The organism is Candidatus Pelagibacter bacterium nBUS_30, from assembly GCF_051201245.1.
Classification (GTDB): domain Bacteria; phylum Pseudomonadota; class Alphaproteobacteria; order Pelagibacterales; family Pelagibacteraceae; genus Pelagibacter.
Map to the genome: position 1 here is coordinate 1,162,578 of NZ_CP172842.1, position 21,744 is coordinate 1,184,321.

The 21,744-nt window shown below is 31.0% G+C and carries 19 protein-coding genes; 6 read left to right on the top strand and 13 right to left on the bottom strand.

Annotated features, from left to right (window positions below):
• The 5 genes from ACIJYE_RS06335 to ACIJYE_RS06355 are packed head-to-tail and all read left to right on the top strand — an operon-like array spanning position 1 to position 3,756.
• Positions 1–1,251: a glutamate-5-semialdehyde dehydrogenase gene (locus ACIJYE_RS06335; RefSeq protein ID WP_435090056.1), complete on the top strand. Its 1,251-nt coding sequence runs from the start codon at positions 1–3 to the stop codon at positions 1,249–1,251.
• Position 1,252: 1 nt separating this feature from the next.
• Positions 1,253–1,774, top strand: coding sequence for a nicotinate (nicotinamide) nucleotide adenylyltransferase (gene nadD, locus ACIJYE_RS06340; protein WP_435090057.1), 522 nt, complete (start codon positions 1,253–1,255; stop codon positions 1,772–1,774).
• Positions 1,775–1,791: 17 nt separating this feature from the next.
• Positions 1,792–2,142 carry a ribosome silencing factor gene (gene rsfS / locus ACIJYE_RS06345; RefSeq protein WP_435090058.1) on the top strand — a complete coding sequence of 117 codons (351 nt, stop codon included), beginning with the start codon at positions 1,792–1,794 and terminating at the stop codon, positions 2,140–2,142.
• Positions 2,139–3,278 carry a S41 family peptidase gene (locus ACIJYE_RS06350; RefSeq protein ID WP_435090059.1) on the top strand — a complete coding sequence of 380 codons (1,140 nt, stop codon included), beginning with the start codon at positions 2,139–2,141 and terminating at the stop codon, positions 3,276–3,278. The genes rsfS and ACIJYE_RS06350 overlap by 4 nt, the downstream gene beginning before the upstream one ends.
• Position 3,279: 1 nt before the next feature.
• Positions 3,280–3,756, top strand: a complete 477-nt coding sequence (locus tag ACIJYE_RS06355; RefSeq protein ID WP_435090061.1) for an RNA pyrophosphohydrolase — start codon at positions 3,280–3,282, stop codon at positions 3,754–3,756.
• On the opposite strand, the gene atpC is transcribed toward ACIJYE_RS06355, so the two are convergent.
• The 6 genes from atpC to priA form a co-directional block, all read right to left on the bottom strand.
• The gene (atpC, locus tag ACIJYE_RS06360) at positions 3,749–4,141 is read right to left on the bottom strand and encodes an ATP synthase F1 subunit epsilon (RefSeq protein WP_435090063.1); all 393 of its coding nucleotides are present in this window, start codon (positions 4,139–4,141) and stop codon (positions 3,749–3,751) included. The two genes, ACIJYE_RS06355 and atpC, sit on opposite strands and share 8 nt — an antisense overlap.
• Entirely contained in the window at positions 4,141–5,559 is a 1,419-nt protein-coding gene (gene atpD / locus ACIJYE_RS06365; RefSeq protein WP_435090065.1) for a F0F1 ATP synthase subunit beta, read from the bottom strand. Before atpD ends, atpC begins: the two co-directional genes overlap by 1 nt.
• Before the next feature lie 2 nt (positions 5,560–5,561).
• Entirely contained in the window at positions 5,562–6,437 is an 876-nt protein-coding gene (locus ACIJYE_RS06370) for a F0F1 ATP synthase subunit gamma (protein ID WP_435090066.1), read from the bottom strand.
• Positions 6,438–6,443: 6 nt separating this feature from the next.
• A complete protein-coding gene (gene atpA, locus ACIJYE_RS06375; protein ID WP_435090067.1) occupies positions 6,444–7,979 on the bottom strand; it encodes a F0F1 ATP synthase subunit alpha in 1,536 nt (511 codons plus the stop codon).
• The gene (gene atpH, locus ACIJYE_RS06380; RefSeq protein ID WP_435090068.1) at positions 7,980–8,537 is read right to left on the bottom strand and encodes an ATP synthase F1 subunit delta; all 558 of its coding nucleotides are present in this window, start codon (positions 8,535–8,537) and stop codon (positions 7,980–7,982) included.
• 108 nt (positions 8,538–8,645) lie between these two features.
• A complete protein-coding gene (gene priA / locus ACIJYE_RS06385) occupies positions 8,646–10,601 on the bottom strand; it encodes a replication restart helicase PriA (protein WP_435090069.1) in 1,956 nt (651 codons plus the stop codon).
• A gap of 97 nt (positions 10,602–10,698) precedes the next feature.
• Between priA and ACIJYE_RS06390 the strand changes: the two genes are divergently transcribed.
• Positions 10,699–11,544, top strand: a complete 846-nt coding sequence (locus ACIJYE_RS06390; protein ID WP_435090071.1) for a sulfotransferase domain-containing protein — start codon at positions 10,699–10,701, stop codon at positions 11,542–11,544.
• An 11-nt stretch (positions 11,545–11,555) separates the two neighbouring features.
• On the opposite strand, the gene lpdA is transcribed toward ACIJYE_RS06390, so the two are convergent.
• From lpdA to ACIJYE_RS06425, 7 genes are read right to left on the bottom strand one after another with little or no spacing between them, the layout of a single operon-like run.
• The gene (gene lpdA / locus ACIJYE_RS06395) at positions 11,556–12,956 is read right to left on the bottom strand and encodes a dihydrolipoyl dehydrogenase (RefSeq protein WP_435090072.1); all 1,401 of its coding nucleotides are present in this window, start codon (positions 12,954–12,956) and stop codon (positions 11,556–11,558) included.
• A complete protein-coding gene (gene odhB, locus ACIJYE_RS06400) occupies positions 12,957–14,252 on the bottom strand; it encodes a 2-oxoglutarate dehydrogenase complex dihydrolipoyllysine-residue succinyltransferase (protein WP_435090074.1) in 1,296 nt (431 codons plus the stop codon). It lies immediately after the preceding gene.
• The gene (locus ACIJYE_RS06405) at positions 14,245–17,166 is read right to left on the bottom strand and encodes a 2-oxoglutarate dehydrogenase E1 component (protein WP_435090076.1); all 2,922 of its coding nucleotides are present in this window, start codon (positions 17,164–17,166) and stop codon (positions 14,245–14,247) included. Before ACIJYE_RS06405 ends, odhB begins: the two co-directional genes overlap by 8 nt.
• Positions 17,167–17,200: 34 nt before the next feature.
• Positions 17,201–18,076: a succinate--CoA ligase subunit alpha gene (gene sucD / locus ACIJYE_RS06410; protein WP_435090077.1), complete on the bottom strand. Its 876-nt coding sequence runs from the start codon at positions 18,074–18,076 to the stop codon at positions 17,201–17,203.
• A gap of 1 nt (position 18,077) precedes the next feature.
• The gene (gene sucC, locus ACIJYE_RS06415) at positions 18,078–19,238 is read right to left on the bottom strand and encodes an ADP-forming succinate--CoA ligase subunit beta (protein WP_435090078.1); all 1,161 of its coding nucleotides are present in this window, start codon (positions 19,236–19,238) and stop codon (positions 18,078–18,080) included.
• Positions 19,239–19,240: 2 nt separating this feature from the next.
• Positions 19,241–20,203 carry a malate dehydrogenase gene (mdh, locus tag ACIJYE_RS06420; RefSeq protein WP_435090079.1) on the bottom strand — a complete coding sequence of 321 codons (963 nt, stop codon included), beginning with the start codon at positions 20,201–20,203 and terminating at the stop codon, positions 19,241–19,243.
• Between the two features lie 10 nt (positions 20,204–20,213).
• The gene (locus tag ACIJYE_RS06425) at positions 20,214–21,707 is read right to left on the bottom strand and encodes a CoA-acylating methylmalonate-semialdehyde dehydrogenase (RefSeq protein ID WP_435090080.1); all 1,494 of its coding nucleotides are present in this window, start codon (positions 21,705–21,707) and stop codon (positions 20,214–20,216) included.
• Between the last annotated feature and the right edge of the window lie 37 nt (positions 21,708–21,744).

Genomic DNA, 21,744 nt, shown 5'->3' on the forward strand with positions numbered 1-21,744 from the left:
ATGAATATATTTATGAATTCAATTGGTATTAAAAGCAGAAAAGCATTTGAAACAAATGTTGATATTAATATCAAAAATAAAGTCTTAAATTTTTATGCACAATTACTCGATAAAGAAAAAAAATTAATTTTAAGAGAAAATTTAAAGGACATTGAGTTTGCTAAAAATAAAGGAATTAAAGAAAACTTAATTAATAGACTCAAAATTGATGAGGTAAAACTAAGAAATATAAAAAACTCTATTAATAAAATTTCGAAACTGAAAGATCCTGTCAATATTACTCTAAAAAAATGGAATAGACCAAATGGACTAAATATTAAAAAAGTAACAATACCAATTGGGGTTATTGGTGTAATTTTTGAAAGTAGGCCTAATGTAACGTCTGATGTTGCGGGTTTGTGCTTTAAATCTGGTAATGCGGTAATTCTAAAAGGTGGATCAGAGGCTATAAACACCAATAGAATATTGGCAAAATTATTTCGAAAAGCCTTAAAAAAAAATAATGTTGATGAGAATTACATTCAATTTGTAGATTCTAAAGATAGAAAAATGGTTGACATAATGCTTTCGAAAATGAAAAAATATATTGATGTAATAATTCCTCGAGGAGGAAAAAACTTAGTTAAAAGAGTTCAAGAGTTTTCAGTAGTTCCTATCATTGGGCACTTAGAAGGACTTTGTCACACATTTGTTGATAAAGATGCCGAATTAAATATGGCATCAGACATCATTTATAATGCAAAATTAAGAAATACAGCTATTTGTGGTGCAACTGAAACTATTTTGTTACATGAAAAAATAGTTAAAAAATTTTGTAATCCAATCCTAAAAAAACTTGAAGATGAGAATTGTAAAATATATGGAGATAATATTTTAAGAAAATATTACAAAGGCAAAGTATATCCAGCTAAAGAAAAAAATTGGTATACAGAATATTTAACAGCTGCAGTATCAGTTAAGGTTGTTAAAAACTCAGAAGAAGCTATCAATCATATAAACAAATATGGAACTATGCATACTGACTCGATTATTACCAAAAATAAAAAAACGGCGAATAAGTTTTTAAAAAATGTTAAAAGTTCAATAGCAATGCATAACACCTCAACACAGTTTGCTGATGGTGGTGAATTTGGTTTTGGTGGAGAAGTAGGTATTTCAACAAATACACTTCCACCGAGAGGTCCTGTTGGTTTAGAACAATTAGTTTCATACAAATATGAAGTCTCAAGTAAAGGAAAAATAAGAGAATAACTTGAATATAAAAAAAGTTAAAATTGGAATTTTAGGAGGTTCATTTGACCCTGCTCATCAAGGTCACTTAGCAATATCAAAAGAAGCTAAAAAGCGATTCAAACTTGAAAAAATTATTTGGGCTATTACTAATAAAAACCCACTCAAGTCAGAGAGTAAGACACCTATAAAAAAAAAAATTAAAGATTGTAAAAAAGTAATTAAATTAAATTCTTTTATTAAAGTAAAATTTTATGAAAATATTATTAAATCTAACAAGACTATTGATTTAATTAACCATCTTAAAAAAAATAAAAATTTTGAAATTTATTTTTTAATGGGAGCAGACAACCTGATTCATTTTCATAAATGGCATAAATCAGAATCAATATCACAAAAATGTAACATTGTTGTATTTGACCGGCATGGATACAAAAAAAATTCTTTAAAATCAAAGACATTTAAGAAACTTAATAATAAAAATCTTACATTTGTTGAATTTAATAAAGTCAATATTTCATCTTCTCAATTAAGAAAAATTTGATAGTCTAAATCTAATTAATGGATAAAATTTCTGACCTTAAATCTATTGTAATCAACACATTAGATCTTAATAAAGCACATGATATCGTAACTATTGACCTTAAAGATAAAAGTTCAATGGCTGACTATATGATTATTGCAAGTGGAACATCTTCACGTCATATTCAATCTTTGTCTGAACAAGTTTTAGAAAAATTAAAAAATAATGGTATTAAAAATTCTAAGATCGAAGGAAAAGAAAGCAATGAATGGAAATTAGTAGATGGAATTGATTTAATAGTGCATATCTTTCACCCTGAAAAAAGAAAATTTTATGAACTTGAAAAAATTTGGTCAGAATTAATTCCAAAAGAAAAAGTTATAATATGAAAAAAATTAAATTTTATTTAATAATTTTTTTTATTGCATTTTTTCCTGTGAGCACAATAATTTCAGCAGAAATTGATATTTATAAAAAAATAGATCTTTTTGGAGAGGTGCTTGAAAAAATTAACAAAGAGTATGTTGATGAAACTGATCAATCTGAAGGTATGGATGCAGCTATAAATGGTCTTCTCCAATCACTTGACCCTTATTCATCATATATGTCTCCAGAAACTTTTAAAGAAATGCAAACTGAAACTAGTGGGGAATTTGGAGGTCTTGGAATTGAAGTTAGTATGGAAGCAGGTGTTGTAAAAGTTATTTCTCCAATTGACGACACGCCAGCATCAAAAGCAGGGATTAAGGCAGGAGATTATATTGTTAAGATTAACAATACACAGGTTCAAGGTAAATCTTTAAGTGAAGCAGTTGACCTAATGAGAGGTCTAGTTGGCTCAAGTATCGAATTAACTGTAAGACGAAGAGGTGTAAAAAAAGCGATTACATTCAATATAACTAGAGAGATAATAGAAGTTCAATCTGTTAAATCAGATCTTTTAAATGAAAATATAGGATATATCCGATTAACTTCTTTTAATGATAACAGTAGCGAACAAATAAAAAAACAAATTAAGAAATTGGAAAATGATAATAATCTAGATGCATTCATATTAGATTTAAGAAACAATCCTGGTGGATTACTATCTCAAGCAATTAAAATTTCAGATTTTTTTCTAGAAAACGGAGAAATAGTATCAACAAAAAGTAGAAAAAAATCAGAAAATAGAAAGTGGTTTGCAAAAAAAGGGGATATCACTGGTGGCAAAACTTTATTAGTGCTGATCAACTATGGATCTGCATCTGCATCTGAAATTGTTGCTGGTGCTCTTAAAGATCATAAAAGAGCTATCATACTTGGAGAAAGTAGTTATGGTAAAGGATCTGTACAATCAATAATTCCATTAAAAAACAGGGGTGCTATACGTTTAACAGTTGCAAAATATTACCTTCCTTCTGGAAAATCTATCTCTGAAGTAGGAGTTCGACCTGATATTGAAATTGATGAAGAAGGTGATGATTTTAGGATTAAAACTGATACTGATAATCAATTAAATTACGCTATTAAATTACTTAACGGATAATATGAAAAAAAGTTTTAGTGATTTACCACTAAGAACTGGTGTAGGTATAATCTTATTGAATAGTTACAATAAAGTTTTTGTTGCAAGACGAATAGATAATGCAAAAAAATTTTGGCAAATGCCCCAAGGTGGAGTTGATGAAGGTGAAGATTTTTTAAAGGCAGCCTATAGAGAACTAGAAGAAGAAACTAGCGTTAAAAGTGTAGAATTAATTCAAGAATTAGATGGCACTACAACCTATGAACTTCCTAATCGATTATTAGGAATAATTTGGAAAGGAAAATACAAAGGCCAGAAACAAAAATGGTTTTTAATGAAATTTACAGGAGAAGAAAAAGAAATTGATATTAAAACTAAAAATCCTGAATTTTTAGATTGGAAATGGATCGATCTTGATCAAATTACAAATGTTGTTGTAGACTTTAAATTACACGTCTACAAAGAACTGCAAGAAAAAGTTAAAAAAATTATTAATTAAGAGATCTTAATACTTCAATTTTTTGATCAACCAAGTACTTGGATTGGTCATTTATTTCAGGATCACTTGCTTCTTTTTCAGCTATTGTAAGTAAATCCTGTTGTTTAGATTTATCCAAATCTACAAGATTATATATTGAGCTTGTTAGGATCGATAGGTTGTTATTTTTAAATTCAACAATTCCATCTTCAACATAATAATTTTCATCACCAGATTTTGACAAAATTTTTATAATACCAGGTTTTAAAAATGAGATTATAGAAATATGATCTTTAAGTATCCCCATCTCTCCTTCGAAAGCAGGAACAACTACTTCATTGGCATCTTCTTTAACTAAAAAGGATTTTTCTGGATTTACTATTTCAATCTTAAACTCTTCACTCATTAAGCAGCAGCTTCCTTGGCCATTTTTTCAGCTTTTTCTATTGCTTCATCTATAGTTCCAACCATATAAAAAGCTGCTTCTGGAAGGTGATCGTAGTCACCTTTACAGATTGCAGCAAAACCTTTTATTGTTGAATCTAAATCAACTAATTTACCTGGAGATCCAGTAAATACCTCTGCAACAAAGAAAGGTTGAGATAAAAATCTCTGGATTTTTCTTGCTCTAGCTACAACTAATTTATCTTCTTCAGACAATTCATCCATACCTAAAATAGCTATGATATCTTGTAGTGATTTATAAGTTTGCAAAATTTTTTGAACTTCTCTAGCAACTCTATAGTGTTCATCACCAACGATTCTAGGGTCCAAAATTCTAGAAGTAGAGTCAAGTGGGTCAACCGCAGGATAGATACCTATTTCTGCAATTTGTCTTGAAAGAACAGTGGTAGCATCTAAGTGAGCAAATGATGTTGCTGGTGCAGGGTCAGTTAAATCATCGGCAGGCACATAAATGGCCTGTACAGATGTAATTGATCCTTTGTTAGTTGTGGTAATTCTTTCTTGAAGGTTACCCATGTCAGTTGCAAGTGTAGGCTGATAACCAACAGCGGATGGTATTCTACCCAATAGTGCTGACACCTCAGAACCTGCTTGTGTAAATCTGAATATATTATCTACGAAAAAGAGAACATCTTGACCTTCTTGATCTCTAAAATATTCAGCTACAGTTAATCCTGTAAGAGCAACTCTAGCTCTAGCTCCTGGAGGTTCGTTCATTTGTCCATAAACTAGTGCTGCTTTAGATCCGGCTCCATCTTTTTTAATAACACCTGAATCTATCATCTCATGGTATAAATCATTTCCTTCTCTAGTTCTTTCCCCAACTCCTGCAAAAACTGAAAATCCACCGTGTGCTTTTGCAACGTTGTTAATTAATTCCATAATTAAAACTGTTTTTCCGACTCCAGCTCCACCAAACAGTCCAATTTTTCCACCTTTTGCATATGGTGCTAATAAATCAATTACTTTAATACCTGTAACTAATATTTCTGTTTCTGTAGATTGTTCGTTAAATTCTGGTGCAGCTCTGTGAATAGGCCAACTTTCTTTTGTTTTTACTTCGCCTCTTTCATCAATAGGTTCTCCAATTACATTTATAATTCTTCCCAATGTTTCAGGGCCAACTGGAACTTGGATAGGCGCTTTAGTATTTTTCACCTCGTCACCTCTTTTTAAACCTTCAGTAGCATCCATTGCAATTGTTCTAACAGTAGACTCTCCTAAATGCTGAGCAACCTCTAAAACTAGTCTGTTGTCTCCATTTTTACATTCTAAGGCTGTTAAAATTTCTGGAAGATCTCCATCAAATTTTACGTCTACTACTGCTCCGATAACTTGTGTAATTGTTCCTTTGCTCATAATTATAAACTCTCTGCTCCTGATATGATTTCTATTAGTTCTTTAGTAATTGCTGCCTGACGACTTCTATTATACTCAATAGTAAGCTTGTCAACCATTTCACCTGCGTTTCGGGTTGCATTATCCATTGCACTCATTCTTGAGCCCTGTTCACTAGCTGAATTCTCTAACATTGCCTTAAATATTTGTGTTGAAATATTTTTTGGCAATAAATTGCTTAAAATTTCATCTTCATCTGGTTCAAACTCATAACTATCCTCAGATTTATCATCCTCTGAATTTTCAACATTTAAAGGAATTATTTGTTGTGCTTGAGGAATTTGAGTAATTACATTTTTAAATTGGTTGTAAAAAATAGTACAAACATCAAACTCTTCAGCTCCAAATTTTTCAATTACCATTTTACCAACTTTTTCAGCATCAAAATAATTAGCATGTTTTGAATCTTTAAATGAAATATTTGCAATTATCTTGTCACCATAGGCTCTTTTAAGTTGGTCGTTACCTTTTGAACCAACAGTAATGATCTTTAAGTCTTTCCCATCCTCTGAAAGTTTAGCAAAGTAACTTTTGGCCTTTTTAATAATATTTGAGTTAAAACCACCACACAAACCTCTGTCAGAAGTCATCACAACACATAAATGAACCTTATCATTACCTGATCCAGATAATAATTTTGGAGCATTTTCTTTGTCAGAAATCCCACTAGAAAGATTTAGAATTATATTATTCATTTTTTCTGAATAAGGTCTTCCCTTCTCAGCGCTCTCTTGAGCTCTTCTAAGTTTTGCTGCCGCTACCATCTTCATAGCTTTTGTAATTTTCTGTGTAGATTTTACACTAGCTATTCTTTTTTTAAGGTCGTCTAAACTTGCCATAATAAATTAAGATTTAAAGTTTTCCTTTAATTGAGTTATTACTTCAATAAGTAATTTTTCTTTATCATCTTCAAGTTTACCTGAGCTTTGAATTGAATCAATTATTTCAGGTTTATCAGACTTACATTTTTCAATGATTTTATTTTCAAATTCAGCAATATCTTTTAATTCAATATCATCCAAATATCCCTTTACTCCACAGAAGACAGAAATCACTTGTTCAGCTACTGTCATTGGTGAGTATTGTTTTTGTTTAAGAAGTTCAGTTAATTTTGAACCTCTATTTAAAAGTTGTTGTGTTGAAGCATCTAGATCAGATCCAAATTGAGCAAAAGCAGCCATCTCTCTATACTGTGCTAACTCTAATTTCATTGATCCAGAAACTTTTTTCATCGCTTTTGTTTGTGCTGAAGAACCAACCCTTGAAACAGATAAACCTACGTTAATCGCTGGTCTTATCCCTTGGTTAAAAAGTTCAGTTTCTAAGAAAATCTGCCCATCAGTAATTGAAATTACGTTAGTTGGAATAAACGCTGATACGTCACCACCTTGTGTTTCAATAATTGGAAGCGCTGTTAAAGAACCTCCACCATGCTCATCACTTAATTTTGCTGCTCTTTCTAACAATCTACTGTGAAGATAGAATACATCACCAGGGTAAGCTTCACGTCCTGGAGGTCTTCTTAACAATAGGGACATTTGTCTATAAGCAACAGCCTGTTTAGACAAATCATCATAAATAATTAATCCATGCATTCCATTATCTCTAAAATATTCACCCATTGTGCAACCTGTATAAGGTGCTAAAAACTGAAGTGGTGCAGAGTCAGATGCTGTTGCAGCAACGATTGTTGTGTATTCCATTGCCCCTGCTTCTTCCAATGTTTTTTGAATTTGTCTTACAGTTGATCTTTTTTGACCAATAGCAACATAAATACAATAAAGTTTTTGTTTCTCATCACCAGACTCATTAATTTTCTTTTGGTTAATGATAGCATCAATTGCAACTGCAGTTTTACCTGTTTGTCTATCACCAATAATTAATTCACGTTGACCTCTTCCAACTGGAACTAGACTATCAATAGATTTAAGCCCTGTTTGCATAGGCTCACTAACTGATTGTCTAGGAATAATTCCTGGAGCTTTTACTTCAACTCTACTTTTTTTAACACTTTTATCTAAAGGTCCTTTGCCATCAATTGGATTTCCTAATCCATCAACAACTCTACCTAATAATTCTTTTCCAACTGGAGTATCAACAATATTTCCAGTTCTTTTAACTGTATCGCCTTCTCTAATATTTCTGTCATCTCCAAAAATTACAACCCCAACGTTTTCACTTTCTAAGTTTAAGGCCATACCTTTAGATCCATCTGCAAACTCAACCATCTCTCCAGCTTGAACATTATCAAGACCATAAATTCTAGCAATACCATCTCCTACTGATAATACTTGCCCAACCTCAGTTACTTCTGCTTTATCACCAAAATTTTTAATTTGTTCTTTTAGTATCTTTGTTACTTCTGAAGGATTTATTTCCATTTATGCCTCTATCATTCTGTTTTCGATTTGTTGTAATTTATTTTTAATTGAGGTGTCAACCATAGTGCTTCCAACTTGTACTATTAAACCTCCTATTAAACTTTCGTCATATTTGTAGTTTAATTTTATTTTTGAGCTAAAATTTTTAGTAAGCTCATCAGTAATTTTTGATATTTCATCACCAGATAATTCTTTTGCAGATTTTAATTCTGCTTTTAATTCTCCTCTTTTTTGAGAACATGTTTCAATAAAGCTCTTTAAGATTTGCTCAACATAAAAAAAACGTCTTTTAGTAATTAAAAAACTTAAGAAATTTTTTAATAAACTTTCAAATTTATTATTATTAGAAATATTATCTATAACTTTTAAAAGATCTTCTTGGTTATTTGTTGGATCTTTAATCAGATCAGAAAAATCTTTACTAGATGAAATTAAGTTTAAAATAGATGAAGATTGATCTTCTACTTGTATAAGAACACTGTTTTCATTTGCAAGCTCATATAAAGCTAAAGAATATCTTTCAGCTGAAGTTATTGAAAATCCCTTATTTTTACTCAACTTGGTACCTCTGTTATGTTGAAGATTATTTTAAAATCACGCTCTAATTAGCATATGACTATAATGTCTTCAAGTAGCACATTTGTTTAAAAGTCCTTTTTTTAAAGGTTAATTGAAGTTTATTGGATCAACATCAACTGAAAGTTTTATTCCTGATGAAAATTTGTAATTTGGGATAATTTCAGTGATTGAATTCTGTAATTCAAGAGATTTTGAACCTCTAATTAATATTCTTATTCTAAATTTCTTTTTTAATCTAAAAATAGGCGCACTGACTGGTCCTAAGACTTTTCCTTTAATTTTTTTTTCGATAAAGTTTTTAAAATAAAAAGCTTCTTTTTCTAATTTTACTTCATTGTCTCCTGTCAGGATTAATGAAATAAATCTTTGAAATGGTGGAAGCTTATTTTGTCTTCTAATATCTAACTCTCTATCAAGAAAAATATCAGGATTACTATTTGTTAAATCTGAAATCATTTTAGTATTGGTGTTGTAAGTTTGAAAATACACTGTAGCAGGTTTACCTGTTCTTCCTGCTCGTCCAGAAAGTTGGTGGTACAACTGTAGATTTTTTTCAGCTCCTCTTAAATCATGTCCTTGTGAGGATAGATCAATATCAACTACAACAATACAATTAAGGCTTGGAAAATGAAAACCTTTAGAGATTAACTGCGTGCCGACTATAATTTGAACTTCATTATTAATTATTTTTTCTAATTTATCACTAGAGTCTTTTTTATTCATGGTATCACTTGAGAAGATTTCAATTTTTTTTGATGGGAAGTTTCTTTTAACCTCTTCAGATATTCTTTCAACTCCAGGGCCACTAAAAATAAATTCACAGTCACCATCTTTTACACAAGTTCTTTTCAAAGAAGATTTAAAACCACAATAATGACATAATAAATTATTTTTATTTTTATGATAAACTAAATTAATTGAACAATTTGGACACGAATAACTATTAAAGCATTTGTTGCAAAGTACATGCGGAGAGAACCCACGTCTATTTAAAAAAAATAATACTTGATCATTTTTATCGAGATGAAAATTTACTTTATCAATTATTTTTTTCGAGAGCCATGATTGTTTTTCTAGTTTTGCTTCATTAAGATTAATTATTTCATAATTTGGTAATGATGCATCTTGGTAACGTTTTTCTAATTTAGAAATACTATACTTACCTTTTTTTATGTTTTCATAAGTTTCAATTGATGGAACAGCTGTAATTAAATTGATAGGGATATTTTCAAATGACGCTCTTGAAATAGCCATATCTCTTGCATTATAGGTAACACCCTCATCTTGTTTGTATGATTGATCATGCTCTTCATCAACAATAATTAATCCTAGATTTTTAAATGGCAAAAATAATGATGATCTGGCACCAATGACAACTTTAATTTCTCCATTTGCAATTCCACTCCAAATAATTTCTTTCTTTTTTTTTGTAATACCGGAATGCCAAACTGCTGGGGTAAAACCAAAAAACTCTATAAATTTTTTTTCAAACTCACCTGTTAAACCAATCTCTGGTAATAAAATTAAGCCTTGAAAACCATTATTTATAATGTTTTTAAGAGCCTCAAAATACACCATAGTTTTTCCCGAACCAGTTGTCCCCTGAAGAACATGAACCCTAAATTTTTGGTTAGAAATATTCATTTTTTTAAGAGATTTTTTTTGTTCTTCAGAAAGTTTTATTGAATTTTTTTTTATATTTGTATCAAAAACTTTGTATGCATCTTTTTGAATTTTTTCCATGTCATTATTGCTTAATAAGACCAGTTTTAAAGCCATTCCTTTTGGAACTATATTGTATTCAGAAAACCAGTTAAGAAATTTAATGGTCTTTTTTTTTAATGGAGTAACATCTAATTTTTTTAAAACACTCTTTATCTTGAAATTTCTATTATTTTTTTTTTCAAACTCATCCCAAACAACACCTGTTATTTTAGACTTACCAAAAGGAACAACAACATAATCACCTGTCTTCAAATTGATATCACTTTCATATGTGAATGGATGATTAAATATATTTGGTAAAAGAATCGGATATTTCATTTTTGTGATAATATGAATAAATGATAATAATAATATGAATAAATATCACAAATTAACACTTAATAAAAATTTTCAAAATTATATAATATAATCTCATATGATTATTTGGTTAGCTTCTTATCCCAAAAGTGGGAATACTTGGGTCAGATCCATCATTGCTTCTCTTATTTATACTAATGACGGAATTTTTAATTTTGATTTATTGGAAAATATTAGACAGTTTCCAACAGCTAAACATTTTAGAAGATTTACAAATGATATTGGTAATTTAAATGAAATAATGAAATATTGGATAAAGGCTCAAGATTTCATAAATTTAGATAATAAAGTTAAATTTTTTAAAACTCATCATCTTAATTGTAAAATTGGCAAATCAAGTTTTACTAATAAAGAAAATACATTAGCTACAATTTATATTGTTAGAGATCCCAGAAATTTAGTTAGTTCAATATCGAATCACTACAGCAAATCACTCGAAGAATCTAAAAATTTTTTACTAAGTCCTAGATATATTGGTGGTTATAAAAAGTTTGGAGAGAAAAAAAAAGAAAATTTAACATCTATTCTTGGTAGCTGGCAAGAGCATTACAAATTTTGGAAAAAAAATAATGATAACTATCTTTTAATTAGGTATGAAGATTTAATTACAAAACCGCTAGATGAGTTGATAAGAATTATTACCTTTTTAAAAAAATTTATGTCAATTGAAACTAATACTGAAAAAAATAACAACATTATAAAAACTACAAATTTTAAAAACCTCCAGCTTCTTGAGGGTAAAGGTAGATTTAAAGAAAATGCATATGAATCAACTGATAATAAGATAAAATTTTTTAATCTAGGCCCTGAAAATAACTGGGAAAATTCTTTAGATTTTAAAATAAAAAATGAAATTGAGCAAAAACTTTCAAATGAAATGAAAGAACTTGGTTATTTAAAATAATTATTTTAGAATTAAGAGTGTATTGCTCTTTTATCTACTGATAATGCTGCTTCTTTAACAGCTTCTGAAAATGTTGGGTGAGCGTGACATGTTCTTGCAATATCTTCTGAACTTGCACCAAATTCCATGGCAATACCTATTTCTGCAATTAATTCACCTGCGTGAGGACCAATAATGTGTGCACCTAAAACTTTATCTGTAGTTTCATCAGCTAGAATTTTTACAAAACCTTCTGCATCATCTATTGCTTTTGCTCTAGAGTTTGCCATGAATGAAAACTTACCAATTTTATATTTTGTATTTAATTCTTTTAATTGTTCTTCTGTCTTACCAATTGATGCAACTTCAGGTGTTGTATAAATAACACCAGGAATTGTGTTATAATTAACGTGACCTGATTGACCTGCAATATTTTCTGCAACTGCAATTCCTTCATCTTCCGCTTTATGAGCAAGCATTGGTCCACTTATAACATCACCTATTGCATAAATATTATCAATATTAGTTTTAAACATATTATTTGTTTTAACTCTTTTTCTTTCATCTAATTCAACTCCAATAGCTTCTAAGTTTAAACCATTCGTATTTGCTCTTCGTCCAACAGAAATAAGTACAACATCACATTCAAAATTATTTTTATTTCCATCTTGATCAACTGTTGAAACAACTGTTCCTGTTTTATTGTTTTGGATAGCTTCAACTTTATTTTGCATGTTAAATTTAATACCTTGTTTCTTTAAAATCTTCATAAATTCTGAAGAAATTTCTTTATCCATACCAGGAGTAATGTGATCTAAAAATTCTACCACTTGCACTTCAGCACCTAATCTTGACCAAACAGAGCCCATCTCCAATCCAATGTACCCACCACCAACAACAACCATTTTTTTTGGAACTTTATCTAGTTTTAATGCGCCTGTTGAAGACACAATAACTTTCTCATCAGTTTCTATTCCAGGTAGGGATACTGGTACAGAACCAGTTGCTATCACTGTTTTTTCAGATTCGATAGAAATCTCTTTATTTTGATCATCTTTAATTATGATTTCATTTTGAGATTTGAAGCTTCCAGTTCCTTTATAATAAGTTACCTTATTTTTTTTTAATAAAAACTCGACACCTTTAGTAAGTATGGTCACCGCTTTATCTTTACTTTTCATCATTTTTTCAAGATTTAGCTTAACTTCTCCAACTTCAATCCCCTTATTAGATAAATTTTGGACCTTATGAAATTCTTCAGACAAGTTTAGTAAGCTTTTTGAAGGAATACACCCAACATTTAAACAAGTTCCACCAAGTGATCCTCTTGACTCTATGCAGGCGGTTTTAAGTCCAAGCTGAGCAAGTCTGATAGCACAAACATAACCACCAGGACCGCCTCCAATTACTACTGCTTGATATTTTTCCGACATTTATATATCCAAAAATAACCTTCTAGGGTCTTCTAAATTTTCTTTAACCATTTTTAAAAATGAAACTGACTCTTTTCCATCAATTATTCTATGATCATATGACAAAGCTAGATACATTATTGGTCTAATTTTTATTTCTCCATCAACAACAACGGGTCTTTCGACAATATTATGCATTCCGAGTACACCCGATTGAGGAAGATTTAGAATTGGAGTTGATAACATCGATCCATAAACACCACCATTGCTTATTGTAAATGTTCCACCCTGAAGATCTTCAATAGTTAGTTTTCCATCTCTTGCTTTTTCTGAAATATCTTTAATATTTTTTTCAATATCAGCAAATGATAATTCATCTGCATTTTTTAACACAGGTACAACCAAACCTTTTTCAGTTCCTACAGCAAAACTAAGATTATAGTAATTCTTGTAAATTATTTCATCTCCATCTATTTCAGCATTAACTGCTGGGAAATTTTTTAATGCAACAACACATGCTTTAACAAAAAAAGACATGAAACCTAATTTTATTCCATATCGACTTTGAAAATCTTGCTGATTTTCTTTTCTCATTTCCATAATATTGGTCATGTCAACTTCGTTGAAGGTGGTTAATAAAGCTGCATTTTCTTGTGCTTGTTTTAATCTCTTAGCTATCGTTTGTCTTAGTCTGGTCATTTTAATTCTTTCTTCTTGACCGTACTGAGTTTTTCTTTCTGAAGGTTGTGGATTAGCTCCCATTAAACTAATAAGATCTCCCTTTAAAACTCTTCCCTCTTTTCCTGATCCCTTGACTGAATTAATATCTATTTTATTTTCAACAACTATTTTTCTAACAGCTGGAGAAAGTGTTTGATTTTCATTACTTTGATTAGTTGTTTTTTCTTCAATTACTTCATTAGTTAAAACTAGTGGTTTTTCTTCTTGAGTTTTTTCTTTTGGTTTTTCCTCAAAAATTTTTGGCTCCTTTTTTGATGCATCTAATTTAATTACATTGTTTTCTTTTGAAGTTGGTTCAATTTTTTTAATTTCTTCTTTTTTAACTGATCCTGGAGATCCACTCTCTGATACTGAGCCTAATAAAGCCCCAACTTCTACCACTGAACCGTCTTTTGAGTTAATTTCCGTTAAGACCCCAGTTATTGGTGATGGCACCTCTAGGTTAACTTTATCTGTTTCAAGCTCTACAATAGGTTCATCTGCTTCAACTGCATCACCAGCATTCTTTAACCATTTTGCAACAGTTGCTTCAGTAATACTTTCACCAAGAGCAGGAACTACAATTTTTTCACTCATCTATATTATCAAAAACCTTATTAATTATTTCTTGTTGTTGAGAAACGTGTCTTTTTGCATATCCTGTTGCAGGTGATGCATCTGGACTTCTTCCAATATAAGAAATTGAGTTATTATTAGCCTTAATAGTATCTAATGTCCATTGGATATAATCTCTTACAGAAAACCAAGCACCCATATTTTTAGGCTCTTCCTGACACCAAAAAAATTTAGCATTTTTTGCGTATGGTTTAAGCTCTTTTACAAGAGTTTTTGCTGGAAATGGATAAAGTTGTTCTACTCTAAATAAAACTACATCATCTTTTTTTAATTTTTCTCTAGCCTGCAATAAATCAAAATAAACTTTACCCGAACACATAATTACTTTTTTAATTTTAGAGCTTTCTTTTAACTTTATAAAACCTTTAGTTTGTGGATCTATTGCATGGTCCCAAAGTATTCTATGAAAGGAGTTTGTTTTACTAAAATCTTCTAAATTTGAGACACAATACTTGTTTCTTAGTAATGATTTAGGCGTCATCATAATTAACGGTTTTCTAAAATCTCTGTGCATTTGTCTTCTAAGAGCATGAAAGTAATTTGCAGGTGTTGTGCAATTCATTACCTGCATATTATCATTTGAACACATCTGTAAAAATCTTTCTAATCTAGCAGACGAGTGTTCTGGTCCTTGACCTTCATACCCATGAGGCAATAGCATTACTAATCCTGATGCTCTTCTCCATTTTCTTTCTCCTGATGCAATAAATTGATCAATAACAACTTGTGCACCATTTGCAAAATCTCCAAACTGTGCCTCCCAAAGAGTAAGGGTGTTTGGTTCAACTAAACTATAACCATACTCAAATCCTAAAACAGCTAATTCAGATAAAAAACTATCAACAACTTCAAATTGTTTTTGATTATTTGAAATATTATTCAAAGGTACATATCGACTATTATTTTTTTGATTTCTTAAAACAGAATGTCTTTGACTAAAGGTTCCTCTTCCAGAGTCCTGACCAACTAATCTTACTGGATAACCCTCTTCTAAAAGAGATCCAAATGCTAAAGCTTCAGCTGTTGACCAATCAATATTAGATCCACTCTTAACAGCTTCTTTTCTATTATTTAATATTTTGACTATTGTTTTATGTAAATTTAATTCATCTGAAGATGCATTTACTTTTTCAGAAATTTCTAAAAGCTTTTTGGTATCTGCCCCTGTCACACCTCTTTTATCTTTTCCTTTTTCTGGTTTATAAGCTGACCAAGTTCCTTCAAACCAGGCTATTTTTGGCTTATAATCTTTTGCATTTTTAAACTGATCGTTGAGTAAGTTTTTAAAAGTCTTAATTGAGTCATCTAAACTTTCACTTGATATAACATTCTCGGCTACAAGTTTTTTTCCATAAACATTTGTTGTTGAAGGATGCGATCTAATTTTTTCATACATCAAAGGTTGAGTAAACGATGGTTCATCTCCTTCGTTGTGACCAAATCTTCTATAACAAATTAGATCTACAACTACATCTCTGTTGAACTTTAATCTAAACTCGGTTGCTATTCTAGCCGCATAAACAACTGCTTCTGGATCATCTCCATTTGCATGGATTATTGGAGCATCAACCATTTTTGCAACATCAGAAGGATACGGTGATGACCGAGCAAATCTTGGGCTAGTAGTAAATCCTATCTGATTATTTACTATTATATGAATTGTACCACCTGTGTTGTGACCCGGTAATCCAGACATAGCAAAACATTCAGCTACAACACCTTGACCTGCAAAAGCAGCGTCACCATGAATTAAAATTGGTATAACTTTATTTCTTTCTTTATCTTTATGAAAATATTGTTTTGCTCTTGTTTGGCCTAATACAACTGGATTAACTGCCTCTAGGTGAGAAGGGTTATCAGTTAAACTCACATGCACAGAATTTCCATCAAATTCTCTATTAGATGAAGCGCCTAAGTGGTACTTAACATCTCCTGCACCCTCATCAGATGAAGTGCCAAATTCCCCAGCAAATTCATTGAAGATTCTTTTGTATGATTTTTGTAGCACATTAGCTAAAACATTTAATCTTCCTCTGTGAGACATTCCAATCTTAACTTCTTTAACTTGGGATTGTCCACTAATTTTAATTATTTGTTCTAGTGCAGGTATTAAACTTTCTCCACCATCTAATCCGAATCTTTTGGTTCCAACATATTTTGTATGAAGAAATTTTTCAAAACCCTCTGCTTGAATTAATTTATTTAAAATAGCTTCTTTACCATTTTTGGTAAAATTTAAATTATCTTTTGATTTTTCAATTCTATCTCTAAACCATTTTCTCTCTGTTGGATTTGAAATATGCATATATTCATAACCAACTGGTCCACAATAAGTTTTTTTTAAAAATCCTAATATCTCTTTAATATTTGAATTTTCTCTGTTTATTACCCCACCTAGATAAATATTTTTTTCGTAATCAGTCTTTTTAAAACCAAAAGACTCTGGATGAAGTTCATCTAGATAGTCTGACTTAATTAATTCCAGTGGGTCCAGTTTGGCTATAAGATGTCCTCTTTGTCTGTAAGATCTAATCATTGAGACTGCTTTAATTGAATCTTCGTTTGATCTAGGTGAATTTAAGTTAGTACCACTTAAATTTGAAACAACATTGTCAGAACTTAATTCTTCTTGATCTATTTTTTTCTGCAGTTCATCGATATCTACTTTGTTTTTCTTTGGCCCCCATGAAGGTCCATTTATTTCTTTTGCAATAATATTTAATTCATCTCCAATTCCTTCAAAGTAATCTTTCCAACTTTCAGGTAGGTCTGCGTCTTTATTGATAAATTTAAGATACATTTGCTCAATAAATGTACTATTAGATTTGTTTAAAAATGAGGTTTTTTCGTATTCGAGATTTTTTGATGCTGACATCTATATATTTAATATAATCCTCTTATTTTATTTTTCAATTTGACAATTTATTAAATAAAGTTTTTCCAATTATTGAAGGGGATTTAGCTACTGTAATTCCAGATTCTTCCATTTTTTTAATTTTATCCTCTGCACCACCTTTTCCACCTGAAATAATTGCTCCAGCATGACCCATTCTTCTTCCTGGAGGAGCTGTAATTCCAGCAATAAACCCAACAATAGGTTTTTTGATCTTATGATTTTTAACAAATTCTGCAGCTTCTTCTTCTGCTGTTCCACCAATTTCTCCTATCATTAAAATAGATTCAGTCTCTTCGTCATTTAAAAATAAATCCAAACAATCAATAAAATTTGTTCCATTAATTGGGTCGCCTCCGATACCTATGCAAGTTGACTGGCCTAAACCATTTTCAGTTGTCTGTGCAACCGCTTCATAGGTAAGAGTTCCAGATCTAGATACAATTCCAACTGAACCACGTTTATGAATATTTCCTGGCATAATTCCAATTTTACATTCATCTGGTGTAATTATTCCCGGACAATTTGGTCCAATCAATCTACTCTGTGAGCCATTTAATTTTTGTCTTACTTTAAGCATATCCTGAACAGGGATACCCTCTGTAATACATACAATCAATTCAACTGATGCATTTATTGCTTCTATAATTGCAGCTGCTGCAAATTTAGCTGGCACATAAATCATTGTTGCGTCTGCACCAACTTCATTTTTAGCCTCAATAACACTATTATAAACTGGTCTATCTAAATGTTTTTGACCACCTTTTTTAGGGGTAACTCCACCAACTAAATTTGTTCCATATTTAATTGCTTGCTCTGAATGAAAAGTTCCGTGTGCTCCTGTGAAGCCCTGACAAATTACTTTTGTATTTTTGTTTACTAATACAGACATTTTATTTAATAGCCTCTACAATTTTTTTAGCAGCATCATCTAAGTTTTCAGCAGAAATTAGTTTTAGTCCTGAATTATCTAATATTTCTTTTCCTTCTTTAAAATTTGTTCCTGCAAGTCTGACAACAAGAGGAACACTAATATTTATTTCTTTTGCAGCATCAACTACTCCTTGAGCAAGAACATCACATCTCATTATGCCACCAAAAATATTGATTAAAATTCCTTTAACATTTTTATCTGATAATATTATTTTTAAAGCTGCTGAAACTTTTTCTTTTGAAGCGCCTCCACCCACATCTAAAAAATTAGCTGGTTCTTTCCCATATAATTTAATTATGTCCATAGTTGCCATAGCTAACCCTGCTCCATTAACCATACAACCAATACTTCCATCTAATTTGATATAAGCTAAATCATGTTTGCTAGCCTCTATTTCTGTTGGATCTTCTTCGTTTAAATCTCTTAACTCAACAATTTCTGGATGCCTAAACAAAGCATTAGAGTCAAAATTTACTTTTGCATCTAAGCAAATTATTTTTTCTTCTTTTGTTAAGATCAATGGATTGACCTCAACCATATTTGCATCTGTACTTATAAACATTTGATAAATTGATTTTATTAGCGATATTGCTTGTGTTTTTGTACTATCACTTAAATTAAAAATCTTAACTATCTCTTCACAATCTTTATCGGTAATTTCATTGTTTATATCAACTTTCGTTGTAATAATTTTTTCTGGTGTACTACTGGCAACTTCCTCAATATCCATTCCTCCTTGATCACTAGATATAAAAGCGATTTTTGAACTAGCTCTGTCCACTAAACAAGATAAATAAAACTCTTTGTCTATGTTGGATGACTCTTCAACATATAATCTTTTTACTTCTCTACCTTCAGGTCCTGTTTGGTGGGTTACTAAAGTTTTTCCCATTAAATCTTTTGCAGCTTTGCTCAATTCTTCAATGGTGTCTAAAATTTTTACACCTCCAGCTTTACCTCTTCCACCAGCATGGATCTGGGCTTTTAAAACATATTTTTGTGTATTTAATGACTTTGCTTTTTCTACGAGCTCATCAACTGTTAATGCAAACACACCCTCTGGAACGGTTGCACCATATTTCTTTAAAATTTGTTTAGCTTGATGTTCGTGAATGTTCATTTTTACTTAGAAAGATCAGGATCTATTTTAGATGCCGCTTCCCAAAGAGCTTTAACTGCATCAATAGAATGCATAAATTCTTTTTTCTCTTTATCATCTAAATCAATTTGCTCTATTTTTTCAACTCCATCTTTTCCAATAATTACTGGAACACCTGCATAAACATTGCTCACACCATACTCACCATTTAATTGAATAGCACATGGTAATAATTTTTTTTCATCATTTAAATATGCTTCTGCCATTTGGATTCCTGATGCTGCTGGTGCATAGAATGCTGATCCTTTTTCTAAATATTTAACTATTTCAGCCCCACCATCTCTAGTTCTTTGATTTATTTCTTCTAATCTTTCTTGAGATATTTTTCCTTCTTTAACTAAATCAAGCAAAGGTTTTCCTGAAACTTTTGTAAATCTAGGCATTGGAACCATTGTATCTCCATGGCCACCCATTACCATTGCATCTATTTCTTTAACAGGAATATTTAATTCTAAAGATAGAAATAATTTAAATCTTGAGCTGTCTAAAATTCCAGCCATACCAACAACCTTGTTGGCTGGTAAACCTGAAAATTTTTGAAAAGCCATAACCATGACATCCAATGGATTTGTAATACATATTACAAATGAATTAGGTGCGTTTTGTTTAATTCCTTCTGCTACTTGTTTGATAATCTTTAAATTTATTCCCAACAAGTCATCTCTGCTCATACCAGGTTTTCTAGGCACCCCCGCCGTAATAATAATTACATCTGAATCTTTGATATCTTTATAATCATCTGTTCCTGAGAATTTTACATTAAAACCATCTACTGATGACGATTGAGCAATATCAAGTGCTTTACCTTTTGCAATACCACTTGCAACATCAAATAACACCACTTCATCAACCAATTCTTTTGTTCCAATTAAATGTGCAAGAGTTCCACCAATTTGGCCCGCACCTATTAAAGATATTTTTTTCATTTATTTCCTCTTATTTCATTGTTGGCATTACAAATTCGGCATTTGAACGAATGCCAGAAGGCCATCTTGAAGTTACTGTTTTTAATTTTGTATAAAATTTTATTCCTTCCATTCCATGCATTCCGCTATCTCCAAATAAAGATCTTTTCCAGCCACCAAAACTATGAAAAGCCATTGGTACAGGGATTGGAACATTGATACCAACCATACCTACTTGAATTTTATTTGCAAAAGTTCTGCCCGCATCTCCATCTCTCGTATAAATGCTAACTCCATTTCCATATTCATGATCATTAATTAATTTTACAGCATCTTCAAAAGTTTTTACTCTAACAACCGATAATACTGGTCCAAAAATTTCTTCCTTATAAATTCTCATGTCTTTATTAACATGATCAAACAAACAGCCACCAATATAAAAACCATTTTCATATCCTTGTAGCTTTAAATTTCTTCCATCAACTACGAGCTTTGCTCCTTCTTCAACTCCTAAGTCTACGTAGCTTTTTACTTTTTCTAAATGTTCTTTGGTAACTAAAGGTCCCATTTCAGAATTCTTATCCATTCCTGGGCCAACTTTTAAAGCCTCTGCTTTTTTAGATAATCTTGAAACTAATTCATCACCGATATCTCCAACTGCTAAAGCAACTGACTGAGCCATACATCTTTCTCCGGCTGAACCATAAGCTGCACCCATTAATCCATTTACAGCTCCATCTAAATCACAATCTGGCATAACAACTAAGTGATTTTTTGCTCCACCTAATGCTTGAACTCTTTTTTCATTTTTAGCTGAATTTTCATAAATATATTTTGCAATAGGTGTTGAACCTACAAAGCTCACAGCTTTTATGTCTTTGTTTTCTAAAATTGCATCTACAGATTCTTTATCTCCATTAACCACATTAAATACACCTTCTGGAAGTCCAGCTTCTGTAAGTAATTCAGCTAATCTCATTGGGCATGAAGGGTCTTTTTCTGATGGTTTTAAAATAAAAGTATTTCCACATGCAATAGCTATTGGAAACATCCACATTGGAACCATTGCTGGAAAATTAAACGGAGTAATTCCTGCAACCACTCCTAGTGATTGTCTCATAGACCAACTATCTACATTTGTTCCAACGTTTTCAGAAAATTCACCTTTTAATAAATTTGGAATTCCACAAGCAAACTCAACAACTTCTAAACCTCTAGTCAATGAACCCCTTGCATCTTCATAAACTTTTCCATGTTCAGACACAATTAATTTCGTAAGTTCATCAGAATTTTTTTCTATTAATTCTTTAAACTTAAACATTACCCTTGCTCTCTGAAGAGCAGGTTTCAAAGACCAGGTTTCAAAAGCTTTTTTTGCTACTTCAACTGCCTGATCTAAATCCGCTTTTGATGCCAATTTAACTTCTGACTCTTGTTCTCCAGTCGCTGGATTAAAAATTTTGGTTTTTCTATCAGAATTACCTGGAATAACTTTTCCACCTACGTAGTGTTCTATTAATTTCATGAATACGGTGTTTTAGATCAAAAATACTTATTAGTCT